The organism is Bacillus sp. L_1B0_5, assembly GCF_000836715.1.
GTDB classification, from domain to species: domain Bacteria; phylum Bacillota; class Bacilli; order Bacillales; family Bacillaceae_G; genus Bacillus_A; species Bacillus_A thuringiensis_S.
Genome location: NZ_JXIS01000025.1, coordinates 224,362 through 243,831, shown reverse-complemented (window position 1 = coordinate 243,831; position 19,470 = coordinate 224,362). Strand labels below are relative to the sequence as shown.

Below are 19,470 nucleotides of genomic sequence, written 5' to 3'. Positions count from 1 at the left end.
CATATAGATTTTGAATTTAATAGTTTAGAAATATGAAAGTCTGTCCACACTGTTTGTAGAAGGGACGGTGGAGGAAATGAAAAAACAAGTTATTGCTTATCTTCTTATATTATTAATTGGTGCACAGTTACTTGTGCAGTTTGGATATATGAAAGCTGATGCAAAAGGGCCTTCAGTTATTCCGAAAGAGGCCGTTCGATTGCGAATTTTAGCAAATAGCGATTCAGATAAAGACCAGGCATTAAAGCGTAAAGTGCGTGATGAAGTAAAAGCACAAATTGATGGCTGGGTAGCGGATTTAACTTCATTTGAAGAGGCACGCAAAGTAATTCAAAGTCATATTCCAGAAATCGAGAAAACGGTGGAAAATACGTTAAAAAGAGAAGGAAGTAAAGAATCATTTCAAGTGAAATTTAGTAAGAATGTAAAGTTTCCTACAAAGGTATATGGGAATTTTATTTATCCAGCAGGAGAATATGAAGCAGTATTAATCACAATTGGAGAAGGTGAAGGGGCGAACTGGTGGTGTGTATTATTTCCACCAATGTGTTTCTTAGATTTTTCGAGTGGGACAGCTGTAAGAAAAGAAGAGCACGTTGTGAAGGCGGAATCTCCTGAAGAGGAGCAGGTGAAACAACTAGATGAGGAAGTAGTAAATACAGAAGAGAAGAAAGTGGATAAGGTAAAAGAAACGAAAGTTGTAAAACAGGAAGTAGTAAAAAAAGTAACAGCTTCTGAAAAGAAAGTAGTAAAAAATGAAACAAAAGTTGAAGAGCAGCCTGTAAGTAAAGAAGAAACAAAAACTGTGGAAAAAGTGGAGAAACCTGTGGAGAAAAAACAAGAAAAGCAAAATGAGTATGTACAAGTAGAAGCGGAAGAAGAAAAGCCAGAAGTTAAATTGTTTATTGTAGAAGCTTTTACATCTTTATTCTCTAAATAGTACTATTAATAAATCCCTCCTCATATATAAAAATGAGGAGGGATTTATTATGAAGAAAGTGTATTTTGCTACGAAAGCAGATGTGGAAAGATTACATTCTTTTTTCGGACAAGCTAATAAAAAAGATGATAAAATAAATGAGTTGTACGCACAATTTATGATTTTGGAAGAGGCGGAAGAAATACGAGCTGTAATTGGTTATGAACAAAGTGGGGAAGATGTACTTATTCGTTCTTGTTTATTCACACCTCATGTGGATAAACAGACTTTCTTATATTTTTTTGAAATGTTTTTGCAGTATATGAAAGAAAAAAATGTTCAACAATTGTACTTACTAACAAACCATCCACAATCTGTGCCCATCTTTCAGTTTTTTGACTTTTTTACTATAGAAAAGGATGAGGTTCCAGAGGGAATTCAACAGTTAGAACATTTTTGTAAAAATATAAAAGAGCAGAATGCAATAATACTAAATTGTCAGCTATTCACAAAGTTATCCACGGATTAATTAGGTTTATCCACATTTTGTGGATAAACCTTGTTTGTCTTTTGGATAAATCTCATAGTAAACTAAAAATAGACAAGTATTTAAGGGTAGAAAAGGACGTGGAAAAAAATGCATACAAATATGTGGGTTGTGGATAATGTTGTGGAAAGAAAAAAATATTATCCACAGTTACAAGAAGCAGCAAAATTATTAAGAGAAAATGAGGCGGTTGCTTTCCCTACGGAAACAGTATATGGGTTAGGTGCAAACGCGATGGATGATGAAGCAATCGCGAAAATTTTCGAAGCGAAAGGAAGACCGAGTGATAATCCACTCATTGTCCACATAGGTACAAAATCTCAGTTAGATGGGATTGTGAAAGAAATTCCACCAGTTGCAGAGAAGTTAATGGCGCATTTTTGGCCAGGACCATTAACAATTATTTTGCCGAAAAAAGAAGGGATTTCAGAGAGGGTGACGGCGGGACTTAATACGGTCGGGGTAAGAATGCCTGATCATCCAGTTGCACTTGCTCTTATTGAAGAGGCGAATGTACCTGTTGCGGCACCAAGTGCGAATCGTTCAGGGCGTCCAAGTCCAACACTAGCTTCTCACGTATATGAAGATTTGAATGGGAAGATCGCAGGTATTGTTGATGGTGGTGCAACTGGAGTAGGCGTTGAATCAACTGTAATTGATTGTACAAGCACGGTTCCAACAATATTGCGTCCAGGTGGGATTACGAAAGAACAATTAGAAGCAGTGATAGGTACCGTTTCTTTAGATCCAGCTTTAAAGGATGAGAAGGAAAAACCGAAATCACCTGGAATGAAATACACACATTATGCGCCGAAAGCACCACTTAGTATTGTTGAGGGCTCACGTGAGTTTATTCAGCATCTTGTAGATGAGAAAAAGGAAGAAGGATTTAAAGTAGGCGTATTAACGACGGAAGAGTATCAGCATGTATATAGCGCTGATGTTATATTATCTTGTGGTGTTCGAAGTGACTTAGCTAGCGTTGCGACTAAATTATATGATGTACTTAGAACATTTGATGCAAGTGAAGTGGATGTTATTTTTAGTGAGTCGTTCCCTAATGAAGGAATAGGGAATGCTATTATGAATCGTTTAACAAAAGCGGCAGGACATCATATTATTATTGAATGATAAGGTACGATTAGCAAACAGAATATTTCTCCTTGGATAAGCATATTGTGAAGTAGCACGTCCAAGGAGGGGCATGAATGACGTTTGAAGAGCTAATACCTTTAATAATTATGGCATTCGCCTTAGGGATGGATGCGTTCTCGGTGAGTCTTGGTATGGGGATGATGCCCCTAAAGTTAAGACAAATCCTGTATATTGGTATGACGATAGGGATATTTCATATTATTATGCCGTTTATAGGAATGGTACTAGGTCGTTTTTTATCAGAGAAGTATGGAGATATTGCACATTTTGCGGGTGCTATTTTATTAATCGGACTAGGGTTTTATATCGTATATTCGACCATTTTACAAAATGAAGAGACTAGAACTGCCCCTATTGGAATTAGTTTATTCGTATTTGCATTTGGCGTTAGTATAGATAGTTTCTCAGTAGGGCTTAGTCTTGGTATTTATGGGGCACAAACAATTATTACGATATTACTTTTTGGATTTGTTAGCATGTTATTAGCGTGGATTGGTTTATTAATTGGTAGACATGCGAAAGATATGCTCGGTACATATGGTGAGATAGTAGGTGGTATCATTCTGGTTGGATTTGGATTATATATCCTTTTTCCTATATAATTTTATGTAGGAGGGAATTATGAACAAGCTATTGGAATGGTATGTTAAGTTTTTAACCTTCTTTCCTCGATGGCTAAGAAGACTTATAATTTGGGGTATTATTTTGCAAATTTCGATGTTAGGTTGGATTAAGTTAATTCGTGAATGGTGAGATAGTTCCTTTCTGTGAATATTTTGTTTGTACTATATTTATTGCACTAAAAATTACAGATATAGAAAGGATGAGATGAATGACGAGATTGAAGCAAGTTTTTGGTATTATTATTAGTTTTTTTGTTTTTTGGTTTAGTATGCTCGGTGTACAAATGTTTGCTGAGTTTTTAGATATTGAGTCATTGAAATTTGTTGCGGGAAAGACTGAGGCGGCGCGTGCCTTTTACTCTCCGTACCCGTTTTTAATTGTTTTTCTTATTACACTGCTTTCCTTATACTTCTTCGTAATTAAGCTAGGGAAACCGAAAAAAGAAAAACTGCCTACTTTAGAGGAAAAGAAGGAAGAATTACAATGATAAAATCCCCTGCTAAAAAGCAGGGGATTTTTATGTTTGAGTGATGGCAGGAATTGAGCTGCCTTGCTTTTAAATATATCCAGTTCCAGCGGCTAGAATGGTCGGTGGCTTCGCGTCTTCCTGAGAGGCAAAAAGCGCCTCTACGTCAGAAGCTCCATCCCCCTCCCATTCTGAACGGGCCGCTTCTGCTTTTAGATATTATCCAGTTCCAGTGGCCAGCTCTTCGCATCTAAGAACCTCCCGCACGAAAGGTAAAAAGCACCTTTTGTGCGAGGGAACCTTAGCTGGTCAGAGCTAAACGGGCCACTTCCACTTTTAAACTGGCCTAACTAATTCAAATTGTTCTCCTAATTTTGCATAGTTGTGTCCTGCTAGGCGACTTATTGGCTTGAGTCCTTCTGCGTGAATGCGCCCTTTTTCATATAGATGTTCGGCAACGTGGAAACGAACGACGCGTCCAATTAGTAGATCACAAGCTGGTGAGTCTTCTGTTCCACCAAGTGGAATTGCACGTTCTAATACGCATTCCATTCGAATATTTGCTTCTTTTACACCTGGAACGGAGATGGCTTCACTTTCAATTGGTGTTAGTTTTGCTAGTTCAATTTCACTTTCATTTGGCGGGAGATTGGCTGCTGTTTCGTTAATTGCTGCTACATATGATTCGTCAGAAATATGTACGACAAATTCACCTTTTTCAATTGCGTTTCGGGAAGTGTCCTTTCTTTCTCCGGCTTTTCGTTGTACAGAAACGGAGATAAGTGGTGGATTAGCAGCGACAATATTGAAATAACTATATGGTGCGCCGTTTAATACACCGTCTTTTGTTACAGAAGTAACGAATGCGACTGGGCGTGGAATGATGCTTCCCGTTAATAATTTGTAATTCTCTTTTTCCGATTGTTCATTTGGATTAATGGATAACATGCTTAAAATCCCCTTTCTAAATATGACGACTTATTGTTTGTTTACAAGATGTTAGTGGAAAACTCCTGCTGGAAAAATATTTTTTTGGCTTTTTTGTAAACGAGACAAAAAATGTATATGTCGATAAGAATAAGTATTGCTGTTTTGATGCAACAAAGTGTGTTTGTCATTTATATGCCAAATAAGGATTTAATTTATAAATGACAAACAATGATGGAACTAAGATAAAGCGAAAATTTTAGAAATGGAAGTGCTAATTAAGAGAACGGCGGTAAAAAAAGTGTAGGACGTGATTCCTGAATTTTATTTTCATCATTTTCTTTAGCAGCTTGTCCTGTTTGTCTCGTATTTTGTCCACTCTTTTTGGCAATTTGTCCGCCTTGACTAGCATTTGTTCCTGCGTTTCCGCTAATCTGTCCATTTCTATCAGCTATTATTGTAAATCCAGCCTTCCCGCCTTGATTTGCAAGGTTATTGTTGTTGTCATTGTAGTTGTAAATGTTGACGTGGATGTGAATTTCAATTGGAAGATCATCTTTGCTGAGTTTGAAGGAGGAAGTTGCTTCTGTTTGTTCTGTGTTAGTGTTTTTATATTTTTGAGAACGACGGTTCGCCATAAGAATGTTCGCTCCTATCTTTTTTTCTGCTCAGCTTAAAGCTCATCTTCCGCCGGTGCTGAAATGTTTTCATCAGCGCTTTCTTCGCCGTCGGCAACACCAGCCTCGAATTCGCTTCTTTTGATTATGTTTTCACTATCCTCTCTAGCAACTTGTCCCATCTGATTCGCATTCTGTCCGCCTTTTTTAGCAATTTGTCCACCTTGACTTACGTTTGTTCCACCTTTTCCACTAATTTGGCCACCACCAGTCGCTGTTAATTCGAGTCCAGCTTGTCCACCTTGATTAGCAAGATTATTATTGTTTTTATTCTTATTTTTGTTTTTAGCCTTCGCTTTTACTTTGCTTTCATTATCATTTTCGTTAGTTGGATCCATTTCTTCTTCTAGAAGTTTTTTATCGTGGTTTTTCATAAGATTTTTCCCCCTTATTATATTTAATACTAGTAGCATATGTTTGGCTTTTAAGTGTGATTGGGGGTTGTCCTATGAGTTGGAATTTAAAAATTTCTTCAATGAAAAGTATTGGATTTTCCTAGTGAAAAAAATTATAGATTAAAGGAATGTTGAAATCCCCCAAGCTGATTTCTTGGGGGATGAAGAGTAACATGACATAAAAATTAAAGTAAAACGTATGCACCAGGTCCGATTAAAGCTACACCAACAGCAACAGCGATTAACATTAAGTTATATTCATATCCATTTTGTGTTACCCAGTAACCATTTTTTCCGTGAACAGTGAAGATAGCCATTAACATTGTTCCAACGATAAATAATGAACCAACTACAATGAAAATACCTGATGCGAATAAGAAGCCACCTAGTAATTCAGTTGCGCCAGCCATAAATGCCATAAATACACCAGGGCGTAAACCGATTGACTCCATCCAGCCACCTGTTCCTTTTAAACCGTAACCGCCGAACCAACCAAATAATTTTTGAGCACCATGACCCATGAATGTAATTCCTATAATAAGACGAATAATAAGTAGACCGAAATCCATCATTTTTAAAAACCTCCTAAAAGTTATTAACTTACCTTATGTAAGTAATAATAAAATAGTTACTTACTTTAGTCAAGTGGATTTTGAAAAAAGTTTGAATTAAATTTTACAAATTAACAACAAAAAATAAAATGTGGTAAAGACCTCTAGACAAGTTGGGCAAAAAAAGAGAAAATATAAATAGAAGTTAACTTCTTATTGTTATTCAGACAATCAGAATTGACTGGAATTTTGTGAAGCGCTACAATAAGAGTCTATTAGTAATGACGTAATTTATTTCGAAAGCGTTTTTACAGTATAATATTCGAAGTATGAAGTCTTACATGTATCCCGAGCTTTACTAGGGATTGCCCTATAAACTTTTAGGTAAATTATAAGGAGGACTATCCTATGTTTAAAAAATTATTCGGTCTTGGTTCAAAAACAAATGAAGAAACAATCGTAGCTCCATTAACTGGAGCAGTGAAAAATATTGAAGAAGTACCAGATCCAGTATTCGCTGGTCGTATGATGGGTGACGGTGTTGCAATCGATCCTACTGAAGGTGTAGTTGTATCTCCAGTTGATGGTGAAATCGTACAATTATTCCACACAAAACATGCTATCGGAATTAAAGCGAAAAACGGAACAGAAATTTTAATCCACGTTGGATTAGAAACTGTAAAAATGGAAGGCGAAGGTTTCGAAGCTCACGTTTCTGAAGGCCAAGCTGTAAAAGCGGGAGATAAATTAATCTCATTCGACTTAGAATTAATCCGTGAAAAAGCGAAAAGCACAATTACTCCAATCGTTATTACAAACACAGATGCAGCTGAGTCTATTAAGACAACTGTAGGCGTAGCAGCTACAAAAGGTTCAACAGAAGTAATGAAAGTTACAATGAAATAATTGTCGTATAAGAGGAATCCGTTTCGTATGAAATGGATTCCTTATTTTTGTTGCATATTCAGTAGGTATGTTAAAATACTCTAGGCACTTGGAAATAGGGTTTCACATATATGTGGATAAGGCGCATTTTTCTTAGAAAAAATATAAGAGAAATGCGCCTTTTGTATATTCACATTTCTTTTGTTCTATTCTAATGTAAGTTATGATGAGTGGTAAGAAACCGAATATAGGGGTGGGTTTGGATGAAACGAGTGTTATTTGTTTGTACTGGCAATACATGTCGTAGTCCAATGGCTGAGGCGTTGCTTCGTCATCACGGAGGAGATAGGTTTGAAGTGCAATCTGCTGGTGTTTTTGCCTATCCTGGGAGCGATGCATCGGTACATGCGAAGGAAGCTTTAGCTGAAAAAGGAATTTCAATTGATCATGCCGCGCAGCAAGTAAACGAAACTTTGCTTGATTGGGCTGATATTGTCGTAACGATGACAGAAAATCATAAACAAATTGTATTTGGGCATTATCCAAGTGTTGAAAAGAAATTGAATACATTATATGGATTAACTGAAGGTATAGACAAGGACATTTCAGATCCATTTGGAGGCTCGCTTTCTATTTATAAAGAAACGTTAGATGAGATGGAAAAACTTGTACAAACTTTACTGAAAAAACATTCAGTAGGTTGATGTTTCGTGTATAATACGATATTGGAGATCACTTCGTACTATTGAGGTAGCGAGTGTGAAATGAAGATAATTGATTGAAACTTTGGAGGGGTAAAAATGAAAGTAGTAATAGCATCTGATCACGGCGGTATGAATATCCGCAAAGAACTTGTAAGTTTATTAGAAGAGTTAAATATTGAATATATTGATTTAGGTTGTGAATGTGAAGCTGGTTCTGTTGATTACCCTGACTTTGCGTTTCCGGCAGCTGAAATGGTAGCGAATGGTGAAGTAGATCGTGGTATTTTAGTTTGTGGGACAGGCATTGGTATGTCAATCGCAGCAAACAAAGTAAATGGTATCCGTTGTGCGTTAGTTCATGATACTTTCAGCGCGAAAGCAACGAGAGAGCATAATGACACTAACATGCTAGCAATGGGCGAGCGTGTAATTGGTGCTGGTCTAGCACGTGATATCGCGAAAATCTGGTTAACAACTGACTATGAAGGTGGTCGTCACGAAAACCGTGTAGGAAAAATTAAAACATACGAAACAAAGTAATAGATTCTAACTATCAGTAGTGTGAAATATAATTTGGTGAACCAACCTGTGAAAGGAAGAGGCGTAATGACAGAAATCGTAAAGGTAAGAGAACAGCTACAAATGTCGCTTTCTGATTTCCAAGAACAAGCTTTATTACAAAGCGGTCAAATTTTTGTAGTGGGTTGTAGCACGAGCGAAGTGCTAGGCGAAAGAATTGGAACATCAGGAACGATGGAAGTAGCGGAGGCGATTTTTTCTGAGTTAAAACAATTTCAAGAGCAAACAGGTATTGAATTAGCGTTTCAATGTTGTGAGCATTTAAACCGTGCTTTAGTGGTTGAGAGAGAAGTAGCGATAAAATATCAATTTGAAATTGTAACAGTTACGCCTGTTAGATCAGCAGGTGGTGCATTAGGGACATATGCGTATCACAATTTGAAAGATCCGGTAGTAGTTGAGTTTATTAAAGCAGATGCAGGAATGGATATTGGTGATACATTTATTGGTATGCATTTAAAACATGTAGCTGTTCCGGTTCGTACAAGTGTGAAGGCAATTGGAAGTGCACATGTAACAATGGCCAAAACACGTGGAAAACTCATCGGTGGAGCACGTGCTGTTTACGCGGTGGCGGAAGAGACTACCACTTGCCGTTAAATATGAGAAATTAGGAAGTCATATAGTAGCTGTTTATCATAAGATAAAAGGTATGTTGTCTGACTTTATAGTATAAGAAAGAAAAGACCGATTTTCGGTCTTTTTTTTCTTTTATGATATAGAAAGTCATGTTAGAATGTAGTTGAAAACATGAAGGTTCGAAAGAATTACAACCTGAATTTTCGTTTTTTCTGAATAAATAAGAAAAAACTGTTGGGAATTGATGTAATTCGTTCAGAAAAGGGGGATTTTGGTGGATCATTTAAAACGTCAAGATGAGAAGGTATTTGCTGCAATTGAGGCAGAACTAGGAAGACAGCGTTCAAAGATTGAGTTAATTGCTTCGGAAAACTTCGTAAGTGAAGCAGTAATGGAGGCGCAAGGTTCTGTTTTAACGAATAAGTATGCTGAAGGATATCCTGGAAAACGTTACTATGGTGGCTGTGAACACGTAGACGTGGTAGAAGATATCGCACGTGATCGCGCGAAAGAAATTTTTGGTGCAGAGCATGTAAATGTTCAACCGCATTCTGGTGCACAAGCGAACATGGCAGTATACTTCACGATTTTAGAGCAAGGCGATACAGTACTTGGTATGAATTTATCTCATGGTGGTCACTTAACACACGGAAGCCCTGTTAACTTCAGTGGAGTACAATATAATTTCGTAGAATATGGCGTGGATGCTGACTCTCACCGTATTAATTACGATGATGTATTAGCAAAAGCGAAAGAACATAAACCAAAATTAATCGTTGCAGGTGCAAGTGCATATCCTCGTGTTATCGATTTCAAACGATTCCGTGAGATTGCAGATGAAGTGGGTGCATACTTTATGGTTGATATGGCACATATCGCTGGTTTAGTAGCTGCTGGTTTACATCCAAACCCAGTACCACATGCACATTTCGTTACAACGACAACACATAAAACATTACGTGGTCCACGTGGTGGTATGATTTTATGTGAAGAGCAATTTGCAAAACAAATTGATAAATCAATCTTCCCTGGTATTCAAGGTGGTCCACTTATGCATGTAATCGCTGCAAAAGCTGTTGCATTTGGTGAGACACTACAAGATGATTTTAAAACATATGCACAAAATATCATTAATAATGCGAACCGCTTAGCTGAAGGTCTTCAAAAAGAAGGACTTACACTTGTTTCTGGTGGAACAGACAATCATTTAATCCTGATTGATGTTCGTAACTTAGAAATCACAGGTAAAGTAGCAGAGCACGTATTAGATGAAGTTGGTATTACAGTGAACAAAAATACAATTCCATTTGAAACAGCAAGCCCATTTGTAACAAGTGGTGTACGTATCGGTACAGCAGCTGTTACATCTCGTGGTTTCGGTTTAGAAGAAATGGATGAAATTGCGTCACTTATTGCTTATACATTAAAAAATCATGAAAATGAAGCTGCATTAGAAGAAGTACGTAAGCGTGTAGAAGCGTTAACTAGCAAATTCCCAATGTATCCAAATCTATAATAAATTGAAGAAGACTGCTGAGACTTAATTGTTTTGGCGGTCTTTTTTTGTGGACATATATTATTTTTAAAGTATGTATACAAATGATGAATAAATTTTGGCGATATAATGAAGGATACAGCTCCCATAATTGGTAAAGATACTAGATAGATTCATCGTAAAATCATGGTTTTGCCAAATTTGCCCTTGAATATTAGTAGCGTTTTCTTTACAATCGTAAATAGTGTAAAAAAGCGTGCAAACGCATGAATATCATCTAAAGGAGAGATTCACATGGGAAAACTGTATGTATTTGATCACCCGTTAATTCAACATAAGATTACATATATTCGCGATAAGAATACAGGTACGAAAGATTTTCGTGAATTAGTGGACGAAGTAGCAAGCTTAATGGCTTTCGAAATTACTCGCGACCTTCCGCTTAAGGACATTGAAATTGAAACGCCTGTAAGCAAAGCGACAACAAAAGTGATCGCTGGTAAAAAACTTGGTTTAATTCCGATTTTACGTGCAGGTTTAGGAATGGTTGATGGAATTCTGAAATTAATTCCAGCAGCAAAAGTAGGACACGTTGGTTTATACCGTGACCCTAAAACATTGCAACCGGTAGAATACTATGTGAAACTTCCAACGGATGTAGAAGAGCGTGACTTTATCGTACTAGATCCGATGTTAGCAACAGGTGGTTCTGCGGCTGAAGCAATTAACTCTCTGAAAAAGCGCGGTGCGAAACAAATTAAATTAATGTGTATCGTTGCAGCTCCAGAAGGGGTAAAAGTAGTACAAGAAGAACATCCTGATGTTGATATTTATGTAGCAGCATTAGATGAAAAATTAAATGACCACGGATATGTAGTACCAGGTCTTGGTGATGCTGGTGACCGTTTATTCGGAACGAAGTAAGACAACTGACGAGCAGGGGGGATTCCTCTGCTCGTTTTTTTGACTGTAAGCAAGTAGGGGAGGGGGGAGGATAAATATACATCGTATATACAACATAAGTTGCATACACATCACATATAATATAGAAGTCTTACGTCTGAGGAACACTATATTATGGAAGAAAAGCGTTATATCTCGAAAATATAATAGTGACAAACTTGTGAACATTTCCTTCTATTATAAAGAGAAAACTGTTAGAAATTGCATATATGTAACCAGTATTTAGAAGGGGAACGTTTTCATTTTTGGGAGGAAATGCCTAATACTCAAATTTTTAGATTTTTTACGATTTCTCGTTGACACTGTTAATACCCTATTGTATGCTAACAACGGGGATAGATGGTAGGGCTTTCAGTGACAAAATTACATCTATTCCGTGACGAAAATGTAAACTTTTTGTTTTGTATAGGATTTATGCAAAAAAATGAGTTATTATTAACACATCGTGAATGAGGGTTACATATTGGAGGGATGAATCCTTGCAAAAAAACGATCGCAGCCATATAAAAGCATATGCTTTAATGTCAGGAATTCTTGCTCAGTTAGTCGGTTCTATACTTGTTGGAATCTTTGGTGGGCAGTGGATTGATAATAAGGTTGGAACGTTTCCATTGTTTCTTATTATAGGGTTATTACTCGGGTTAGGAACAGGGGTATACGCAATGATTCGACTCATTCGACATTACTATTCGGGAGAGCAATGATGATAGACGTACATGGACTTGTCCAAAGACAAAAGAAATATATGTACTACTTGCTTGCGCTTCTAGTGCTAGGATGGGGATTTACCTCTTACAAGGATGTATTTCTTGGGCTGATTATCGGAACGATTTTCAGTTTTCTTAGTTTGCGCATCATTGCACGTAGAACAGACAAGCTGTTAGATCGCGTAACAAATGGAGAAAACGTGAAGTTTAAGGCGACAGCTGTAAGTACATATTCAAGATTCGCCACGATTGGGTTATTAATTTTATTTGCAGCCAAATATCAAGAGTTAATTGCGATGTGGGGCTTAGGTGTAGGATTGCTGACAGGATACCTTGTCATGATCATAGATTTTCTTTATTTAGAGTATAAGAGCAGGGAAGAGAGGTGAATTACTAGTGGAACACGGTAAATTAGTTGAATTTCTAGGTTTAACGTTCGATTTGTCATCAGTTATGATGGTTACTGTAGCAGCAGTTATTGTTTTCTTAATCGCTGTTATCGGAACTCGCAGCTTAGCTCTTCGCCCAACCGGGATGCAAAACTTCATGGAATGGGTGTTTGACTTCGTGAAAGGGATTATCAATAGTACGATGGACTGGAAAACAGGTGGACGTTTCTTAACGCTTGGCGTTACGCTTATCATGTTTATCATCGTATCGAACTTCCTTGGTTTACCATTCATGTATTCAGCAACTGAAGCTGGCGAACATATTGCATGGTGGAGGTCACCAACGTCTGATCCAGCAGTTACATTAACATTAGCCGTGATGGTAGTTACCCTCACCCATTATTATGGAATTAAGATGAAGGGTACGAAAGAGTATGTTAAAGGTTATTTCCAACCTATGAAATTCTTATTCCCATTAAAGGTTATTGAGGAGTTTGCTAACACATTAACGTTAGGTCTTCGTTTATTCGGTAACATTTATGCAGGTGAGATCTTATTAGGATTACTTGCTAAGTTAGGCGGGGCATCATTCCTTGGAGCATTAGGTGCGCTTGTACCAATGTTAGCATGGATGGGATTCAGTGTATTCGTTGGATCAATCCAAGCATTTATTTTCGTTATGTTAACGATGGTTTATATGGCTCATAAAGTAAGTCATGACCATTAATATAATTTAAGTAAGAAAAAATTTATTTTTTTATAATACAAAGGAGGACAAATTAAATGAGTTTAGGTGTAATCGCAGCTGCAATTGCAATTGGTTTATCAGCATTAGGTGCAGGTATTGGTAACGGTCTTATCGTATCACGTACAATCGAAGGTGTTGCTCGTCAACCAGAATTAAAAGGCGCACTTCAAACAATTATGTTCATCGGGGTTGCTTTAGTTGAGGCACTTCCAATCATCGGTGTAGTTATTGCATTCATCGTAATGAACAAATAAGGGAGACTCCCCTTACATAGATGGCGAAGAGTGTTTTTCCGAACTTTCTTCGCCATTGCTTTATGAACGAAACGTATGTCTTTTTTTTTCATATGATCAATTTAGATATTTTGAAGGGAGTGAATCCTTGTGCCAACTTTATTATTAGGAGCTGCCATTCCATTTGGAACGATTGCTTATACATTGTTCATTTTCTTAATTCTATTAGTAATGCTACGCAAATTTGCGTGGGGTCCTTTAATGGGAATTATGAAAGAACGTGAAGAGCATGTTACTAATGAAATCGACGCTGCAGAAAGAAGTAACGCTGAAGCGAAGAAGTTAGTAGAAGAACAACGTGAAATGTTAAAACAATCACGTGTTGAAGCACAAGAGTTAATCGAAAGAGCGAAAAAACAAGCTGTAGATCAAAAGGATGTTATTGTTGCTGCTGCGAAAGAAGAAGCAGAATCAATTAAAGCATCTGCTGTACAAGAAATTCAACGCGAAAAAGAGCAAGCGATTGCTGCTTTACAAGAACAAGTCGCTTCTTTATCTGTTCAAATTGCTTCTAAAGTAATTGAAAAAGAATTAAAAGAAGAAGATCAAGTTAAGTTAATTCGCGATTATATTAAAGAAGTAGGAGAAGCGCGATGAGCAATGGGATTGTAGCAAAACGTTATGCTGTCGCTCTTTTTAAAATTGCAAAAGAAAAACACGTATTAGAAATGTTTGAAGAAGAATTACGCCTTGTACAAAACGTTTATGTAAAGAACGGAGAACTACATAGCTTTTTAACGCAACCAAACATTTCAAAAGAGCAGAAGAAAACGTTTCTTGCAAACGTATTCGGATCTGTTTCTGAATCAATTTTAAATACGTTATATATTTTAATTGATAACAAGCGTATTGATATCTTACCTGAAATTGCAGATGAATATGTTGTTCTTGCTAATGAAGAACGTAACGTAGCGGATGCAACTGTATATTCTATTCGTCTTCTATCTGAAGAAGAGAAGCTTAACATTGCAGAAGCATTTGCAAAGAGAACGGGAAAAGATGCAATTCGCGTGAAAAATGTTGTAGATGAAGATTTACTAGGCGGAATTAAAGTACGCATTGGAAATCGCATTTATGATGGAAGTTTACAAGGAAAATTAGCACGTATTCAGCGTGAATTAATGAAGAATAGATAGGGGTGAAGCACATGAGCATCAGAGCTGAAGAAATTAGCGCACTGATAAAGCAACAAATCGAGAACTATCAGTCTGAAATCGAAGTTAGTGATGTTGGTACAGTTATCCAAGTTGGTGACGGTATTGCGCGTGCTCATGGTCTTGATAACGTTATGGCTGGTGAGCTTGTAGAGTTCTCTAACGGCGTTATGGGACTAGCACAAAACTTAGAGGAAAACAACGTAGGTATTATCATTTTAGGACCTTACACAGAAATCCGTGAAGGTGACGAAGTTCGTCGTACTGGTCGCATCATGCAAGTACCAGTAGGAAAAGAACTAATTGGTCGTGTTGTAAACCCATTAGGTCAACCAGTTGATGGTTTAGGCCCAATCAATACAACAAACACTCGTCCAATCGAAAGTCCAGCACCAGGTGTAATGGATCGTAAATCTGTTCATGAGCCACTTCAAACAGGTATTAAAGCGATCGACGCTCTTGTACCAATTGGCCGTGGTCAACGTGAGTTAATCATCGGTGACCGTCAAACTGGTAAAACAGCAGTTGCACTTGATACAATCATTAACCAAAAAGATGAAGATATGATTTGTATCTATGTAGCTATCGGACAAAAAGAATCAACTGTACGTAACGTAGTAGAAACACTACGTAAGCACGGTGCATTAGAGTACACAATCGTTGTAACTGCATCTGCTTCTCAACCAGCTCCATTATTATACTTAGCTCCTTATGCTGGTGTAACAATGGGTGAAGAGTTCATGTACAATGGTAAACACGTATTAGTAGTATATGATGACTTATCAAAACAAGCAGCGGCTTACCGTGAGCTGTCATTACTATTACGTCGTCCTCCAGGTCGTGAAGCTTATCCAGGGGATGTATTCTACTTACATTCTCGCTTATTAGAGCGTGCAGCAAAATTAAGTGATGCAAGAGGCGGCGGTTCTTTAACTGCACTACCTTTCATCGAAACACAAGCAGGGGACGTATCAGCATACATCCCAACAAACGTAATTTCTATTACGGATGGACAAATCTTCTTACAATCTGACCTATTCTTCTCTGGCGTACGTCCAGCGATCGATGCGGGTACTTCTGTATCTCGTGTAGGTGGATCTGCTCAGATTAAAGCAATGAGTAAAGTATCAGGTACACTTCGTCTTGACCTTGCATCTTACCGTGAGTTAGAAGCGTTCGCTCAGTTCGGTTCTGACCTTGATAAAGCAACTCAAGCGAAATTAAACCGTGGTGCTCGTACTGTTGAGGTATTAAAACAAGGATTACACAAACCGTTACGTGTAGAGAAACAAGTTATCATTCTTTACGCTTTAACACGTGGATTCCTAGATGATATCCCAGTAGTAGATATCACTCGTTTCGAAGAAGAATTCCATGCTTGGTTAGATTCTAATGCAACTGACTTATTAGAAGAAATCCGCACAACTAAGAAACTTGCGGATGACGACAAATTTGCAGCAGCAATTAATGGATTTAAAAAAGTATTCGTAGCTTCTGAATAATAATAAAAGTGAAGCCGACTGTTTAGCCTCATCGGCTAAGAGGCAGAACTAGATTAATAAAAGCGGAAGCGGCTCGTACAAGCCGCCGACGCTAGATAATATATAAGGCATCTCAGACTCTGAGATTGCTGACGGTTATGTAAAGGAAAAGAGTAGGTGCACCTATTCTTTTCCTTCAATCATGAGCAAGAATATCTTGCAACGTAGATTAGGAAGAGGATTCTTACTAATCGTGCCAACTTCCGGAAAAAAGGTGGTGAAAACCTGTGGCATCTTTACGCGATATAAAAGCGAAGATTACCTCGACAAAGAAAACGAGTCAAATTACGAAGGCGATGGAGATGGTATCTGCATCTAAGTTAAACCGTGCAGAGCAAAATGCTAAATCTTTCGTTCCGTATATGGAAAAGATTCAAGAAGTAGTAGCGAGCATTGCGCAAGGAAGTAAAGGAATTAATCATCCAATGCTAAATGCGCGTCCTGTAAAGCGTACAGGATACATCGTTATTACATCTGATCGCGGACTAGCAGGTGGTTATAACAGTAACGTATTACGTACAGTAAGTAACGTAATTCGTGAACGTCATAATATGGATTCAAATCAATATTCAATTATTGTACTTGGACGACTAGGACGTGATTATTTAAAACGTCGCGGCTTTAACATCATTGATGAAGTAGTTGGATTATCTGACCACCCATCATTTACTGACATTAAAGATCTTGCTTCTCGAGCAATTGCGATGTTCGCAGATGGTGCTTATGATGAGCTGTATATTTACTACAACCATTACGTAAGTAAAATTTCACAAGAAGTAACGGAAAATAAAATTTTACCGCTTACTGATGTGGCGTCTGACAAACCGACGACAGCTTATGAATTCGAACCTTCTGAAGAAGAAATTTTAAAAGTATTATTGCCACAATACGCAGAAAGCTTAGTGTACGGTGCATTACTAGATGGTAAAGCAAGTGAGCACGCAGCGCGTATGACAGCAATGAAGAGTGCTACAGACAACGCAATGGAAGTTATCGATTCACTTACACTTTCATTCAACCGTGCGCGTCAGGCAGCGATTACGCAAGAAATTACGGAAATCGTTGGTGGAGCAGCAGCGTTAGAATAGTATTAAAAAGCGTAAGCGGTTCGTTCAGAATGAGAGGGGGATGGAGCTTTTGACGTAGAGGCGATTTGTGCCTCATAGGAAAAAGCGAAGCCACCGAACATTCTAGCCGCTGGAACTAGATTCAATAAAAAGTGGAAGCGGCTCTTTCAAAAGAGTCGCGTAAGCTAAACTAATAAAAAATTAAAAGCCGACTTCTCTTAGAAAGCTGGCTAATTAAAAGAAAGCTAGGAGGGAACCCGATGAATAAAGGGCGCGTTACGCAAATCATGGGTCCGGTTGTAGACGTTAAGTTTGATGGCGGAAAGCTACCAGAAATCTACAACGCCCTTACGGTAAAACAAAGCAACGAAAACGGAGCAAGCATTAACTTAACATTTGAAGTTGCACTTCATTTAGGTGATGATACAGTTCGTACAGTTGCGATGTCTTCCACAGATGGACTTGTTCGTGGCACAGAAGTAGAAGATACTGGTAAAGCAATCTCTGTACCAGTTGGTGATGCAACACTTGGTCGTGTATTCAACGTATTAGGTGATGCAATTGACTTAGATGGTGAACTTCCTGCGGATGTACACCGTGATCCAATTCACCGTCAAGCACCTGCATTCGAAGAATTATCTACTAAAGTAGAAATTCTTGAAACTGGTATTAAAGTAGTAGATTTACTTGCTCCTTACATTAAGGGTGGTAAAATCGGTCTATTCGGTGGTGCCGGCGTAGGTAAAACAGTATTAATTCAGGAATTAATTAACAACATCGCACAAGAGCACGGTGGTATCTCAGTATTCGCTGGTGTAGGTGAGCGTACTCGTGAGGGTAATGACTTATACCACGAAATGAGCGATTCGGGCGTAATCAAGAAAACTGCGATGGTATTCGGACAAATGAATGAGCCACCTGGAGCACGTCAACGTGTTGCATTAACAGGTTTAACAATGGCTGAGCATTTCCGTGATGAGCAAGGACAAGACGTACTTCTGTTCATCGATAACATCTTCCGTTTCACGCAAGCGGGTTCTGAAGTATCTGCCCTTCTTGGTCGTATGCCATCTGCGGTAGGTTACCAACCAACACTTGCAACAGAAATGGGTCAATTACAAGAGCGTATTACATCTACAAATAAAGGGTCTATCACGTCTATCCAAGCGGTATATGTACCAGCCGATGACTATACTGACCCAGCACCAGCTACAACGTTCGCTCACTTAGATGCAACAACAAACTTAGAGCGTCGTTTAACGCAAATGGGTATTTACCCAGCCGTAGATCCATTAGCATCTACATCTCGTGCACTTTCTCCAGAAATCGTAGGAGAAGAACATTATGAAGTAGCTCGTCAAGTACAGCAAACTTTACAACGTTATAAAGAGCTTCAAGATATCATCGCTATCTTAGGTATGGATGAGTTATCTGAAGAAGATAAGTTAGTTGTACATCGTGCTCGTCGTATTCAATTCTTCTTATCTCAAAACTTCCACGTAGCTGAGCAGTTTACAGGTCAAAAAGGTTCTTACGTACCTGTAAAAAATACAGTTAGTGGTTTCAAAGAAATTCTAGAAGGAAAATATGATGACCTTCCAGAAGATGCATTCCGCCTTGTTGGTAGCATTGAAGAAGTTATTGAAAACGCGAAGAAAATGATGGCGTAAGGCCTTAGGAGGGACGAAGTATGAAGACATTTCCAGTCAGTATTGTAACTCCTGATGGACCGGTTTACGAAAAAGAAGTAGAAATGGTAAGTGTAAAAGCAGAGAGTGGGGAAATGGGGATCTTACCAGGTCACATTCCAACTGTTGCACCATTAAAAATTAGTGCAGTTCGTCTGAAAAATGGTGGACACACTGATTATGTAGCAGTAAGTGGTGGCTTTATCGAAGTTCGTCCAGATAAAGTAACTGTATTATCATCATCTGCTGAAGAAGCAAACCATATCGATATCCATCGTGCAAATGAAGCGAAGCGTCGCGCTGAGCAACGTATGCAAGATAAACAAGCACATGTTGACTTTAGACGTGCAGAAATGGCATTACAACGTGCTGTGAACCGTTTAAATGTTTCTGATATGAAGTAAAAAAATCCGTAAG

The 19,470-nt window shown here is 38.1% G+C and carries 27 protein-coding genes; 23 read left to right on the top strand and 4 right to left on the bottom strand.

From position 1 onward, the window contains the following. Positions 1-76: 76 nt before the first annotated feature. The 6 genes from spoIIR (at position 77) to RT27_RS09160 (ending at position 3,732) form a co-directional block, all read left to right on the top strand. Positions 77-940 carry a stage II sporulation protein R gene (spoIIR, locus tag RT27_RS09180; protein WP_029443664.1) on the top strand — a complete coding sequence of 288 codons (864 nt, stop codon included), beginning with the start codon at positions 77-79 and terminating at the stop codon, positions 938-940. A 49-nt stretch (positions 941-989) separates the two neighbouring features. Beyond that, entirely contained in the window at positions 990-1,448 is a 459-nt protein-coding gene (locus RT27_RS09175; RefSeq protein ID WP_016079644.1) for a hypothetical protein, read from the top strand. A gap of 108 nt (positions 1,449-1,556) precedes the next feature. Continuing rightward, positions 1,557-2,597 (top strand): L-threonylcarbamoyladenylate synthase, encoded by a 1,041-nt coding sequence (locus RT27_RS09170; RefSeq protein WP_029443663.1) that lies wholly within the window; start codon positions 1,557-1,559, stop codon positions 2,595-2,597. A gap of 77 nt (positions 2,598-2,674) precedes the next feature. Beyond that, positions 2,675-3,223, top strand: coding sequence for a manganese efflux pump MntP family protein (locus RT27_RS09165; protein WP_016079646.1), 549 nt, complete (start codon positions 2,675-2,677; stop codon positions 3,221-3,223). A 19-nt stretch (positions 3,224-3,242) separates the two neighbouring features. After that, positions 3,243-3,374: a hypothetical protein gene (locus RT27_RS36080; protein ID WP_001037634.1), complete on the top strand. Its 132-nt coding sequence runs from the start codon at positions 3,243-3,245 to the stop codon at positions 3,372-3,374. Between the two features lie 79 nt (positions 3,375-3,453). Next, on the top strand, positions 3,454-3,732 hold the full coding sequence (locus tag RT27_RS09160) for a DUF3935 domain-containing protein (protein ID WP_000197471.1): 279 nt from the start codon (positions 3,454-3,456) through the stop codon (positions 3,730-3,732). Positions 3,733-4,047: 315 nt separating this feature from the next. On the opposite strand, the gene RT27_RS09155 is transcribed toward RT27_RS09160, so the two are convergent. From RT27_RS09155 to RT27_RS09140, 4 genes are all read right to left on the bottom strand, one after another. Continuing rightward, positions 4,048-4,659, bottom strand: coding sequence for a flavin reductase family protein (locus RT27_RS09155; protein WP_016079647.1), 612 nt, complete (start codon positions 4,657-4,659; stop codon positions 4,048-4,050). Between the two features lie 257 nt (positions 4,660-4,916). Continuing rightward, complete coding sequence (locus RT27_RS09150) at positions 4,917-5,276, bottom strand: hypothetical protein (protein ID WP_043935890.1); 360 nt, start codon at positions 5,274-5,276, stop codon at positions 4,917-4,919. Positions 5,277-5,311: 35 nt separating this feature from the next. Further along, complete coding sequence (locus RT27_RS09145) at positions 5,312-5,689, bottom strand: hypothetical protein (RefSeq protein ID WP_043935889.1); 378 nt, start codon at positions 5,687-5,689, stop codon at positions 5,312-5,314. 206 nt (positions 5,690-5,895) lie between these two features. After that, complete coding sequence (locus RT27_RS09140; RefSeq protein WP_000968616.1) at positions 5,896-6,282, bottom strand: DoxX family protein; 387 nt, start codon at positions 6,280-6,282, stop codon at positions 5,896-5,898. 387 nt (positions 6,283-6,669) lie between these two features. On the opposite strand from RT27_RS09140, the gene RT27_RS09135 reads away from it, so the two are divergent. From RT27_RS09135 to atpC, 17 genes are all read left to right on the top strand, one after another. Continuing rightward, positions 6,670-7,167: a PTS glucose transporter subunit IIA gene (locus RT27_RS09135; RefSeq protein WP_000473665.1), complete on the top strand. Its 498-nt coding sequence runs from the start codon at positions 6,670-6,672 to the stop codon at positions 7,165-7,167. Positions 7,168-7,409: 242 nt separating this feature from the next. After that, positions 7,410-7,850: a low molecular weight protein arginine phosphatase gene (locus RT27_RS09130; RefSeq protein WP_016079650.1), complete on the top strand. Its 441-nt coding sequence runs from the start codon at positions 7,410-7,412 to the stop codon at positions 7,848-7,850. A gap of 96 nt (positions 7,851-7,946) precedes the next feature. Then, a complete protein-coding gene (gene rpiB, locus RT27_RS09125; protein WP_000869542.1) occupies positions 7,947-8,390 on the top strand; it encodes a ribose 5-phosphate isomerase B in 444 nt (147 codons plus the stop codon). A 66-nt stretch (positions 8,391-8,456) separates the two neighbouring features. Continuing rightward, positions 8,457-9,029: a TIGR01440 family protein gene (locus RT27_RS09120; protein WP_016079651.1), complete on the top strand. Its 573-nt coding sequence runs from the start codon at positions 8,457-8,459 to the stop codon at positions 9,027-9,029. Between the two features lie 253 nt (positions 9,030-9,282). Next, positions 9,283-10,524 (top strand): serine hydroxymethyltransferase, encoded by a 1,242-nt coding sequence (glyA, locus tag RT27_RS09115; protein WP_016079652.1) that lies wholly within the window; start codon positions 9,283-9,285, stop codon positions 10,522-10,524. A gap of 273 nt (positions 10,525-10,797) precedes the next feature. After that, entirely contained in the window at positions 10,798-11,427 is a 630-nt protein-coding gene (gene upp, locus RT27_RS09110; protein WP_000517539.1) for a uracil phosphoribosyltransferase, read from the top strand. Between the two features lie 378 nt (positions 11,428-11,805). Beyond that, positions 11,806-11,919: a DUF4024 domain-containing protein gene (locus RT27_RS09105; RefSeq protein ID WP_000232962.1), complete on the top strand. Its 114-nt coding sequence runs from the start codon at positions 11,806-11,808 to the stop codon at positions 11,917-11,919. A gap of 26 nt (positions 11,920-11,945) precedes the next feature. Further along, complete coding sequence (locus RT27_RS09100) at positions 11,946-12,170, top strand: AtpZ/AtpI family protein (RefSeq protein ID WP_001171223.1); 225 nt, start codon at positions 11,946-11,948, stop codon at positions 12,168-12,170. Next, the gene (locus RT27_RS09095) at positions 12,170-12,562 is read left to right on the top strand and encodes an ATP synthase subunit I (RefSeq protein ID WP_000567600.1); all 393 of its coding nucleotides are present in this window, start codon (positions 12,170-12,172) and stop codon (positions 12,560-12,562) included. The genes RT27_RS09100 and RT27_RS09095 overlap by 1 nt, the downstream gene beginning before the upstream one ends. 7 nt (positions 12,563-12,569) lie before the next feature. Further along, the gene (atpB, locus tag RT27_RS09090; RefSeq protein WP_000399870.1) at positions 12,570-13,289 is read left to right on the top strand and encodes a F0F1 ATP synthase subunit A; all 720 of its coding nucleotides are present in this window, start codon (positions 12,570-12,572) and stop codon (positions 13,287-13,289) included. Positions 13,290-13,345: 56 nt separating this feature from the next. Next, positions 13,346-13,564 carry a F0F1 ATP synthase subunit C gene (gene atpE / locus RT27_RS09085; protein WP_000052064.1) on the top strand — a complete coding sequence of 73 codons (219 nt, stop codon included), beginning with the start codon at positions 13,346-13,348 and terminating at the stop codon, positions 13,562-13,564. 129 nt (positions 13,565-13,693) lie between these two features. Beyond that, positions 13,694-14,200, top strand: coding sequence for a F0F1 ATP synthase subunit B (gene atpF, locus RT27_RS09080; protein WP_001142615.1), 507 nt, complete (start codon positions 13,694-13,696; stop codon positions 14,198-14,200). Continuing rightward, complete coding sequence (gene atpH / locus RT27_RS09075) at positions 14,197-14,739, top strand: F0F1 ATP synthase subunit delta (protein ID WP_000064682.1); 543 nt, start codon at positions 14,197-14,199, stop codon at positions 14,737-14,739. The genes atpF and atpH overlap by 4 nt, the downstream gene beginning before the upstream one ends. Before the next feature lie 11 nt (positions 14,740-14,750). Further along, on the top strand, positions 14,751-16,259 hold the full coding sequence (gene atpA, locus RT27_RS09070) for a F0F1 ATP synthase subunit alpha (protein WP_000027521.1): 1,509 nt from the start codon (positions 14,751-14,753) through the stop codon (positions 16,257-16,259). 266 nt (positions 16,260-16,525) lie between these two features. After that, positions 16,526-17,386, top strand: a complete 861-nt coding sequence (gene atpG, locus RT27_RS09065) for a F0F1 ATP synthase subunit gamma (RefSeq protein ID WP_000157703.1) — start codon at positions 16,526-16,528, stop codon at positions 17,384-17,386. 239 nt (positions 17,387-17,625) lie between these two features. Continuing rightward, positions 17,626-19,035: a F0F1 ATP synthase subunit beta gene (gene atpD, locus RT27_RS09060; RefSeq protein WP_002123794.1), complete on the top strand. Its 1,410-nt coding sequence runs from the start codon at positions 17,626-17,628 to the stop codon at positions 19,033-19,035. Positions 19,036-19,055: 20 nt separating this feature from the next. Beyond that, positions 19,056-19,457 carry a F0F1 ATP synthase subunit epsilon gene (gene atpC / locus RT27_RS09055; RefSeq protein ID WP_000847215.1) on the top strand — a complete coding sequence of 134 codons (402 nt, stop codon included), beginning with the start codon at positions 19,056-19,058 and terminating at the stop codon, positions 19,455-19,457. Positions 19,458-19,470 lie beyond the last annotated feature (13 nt).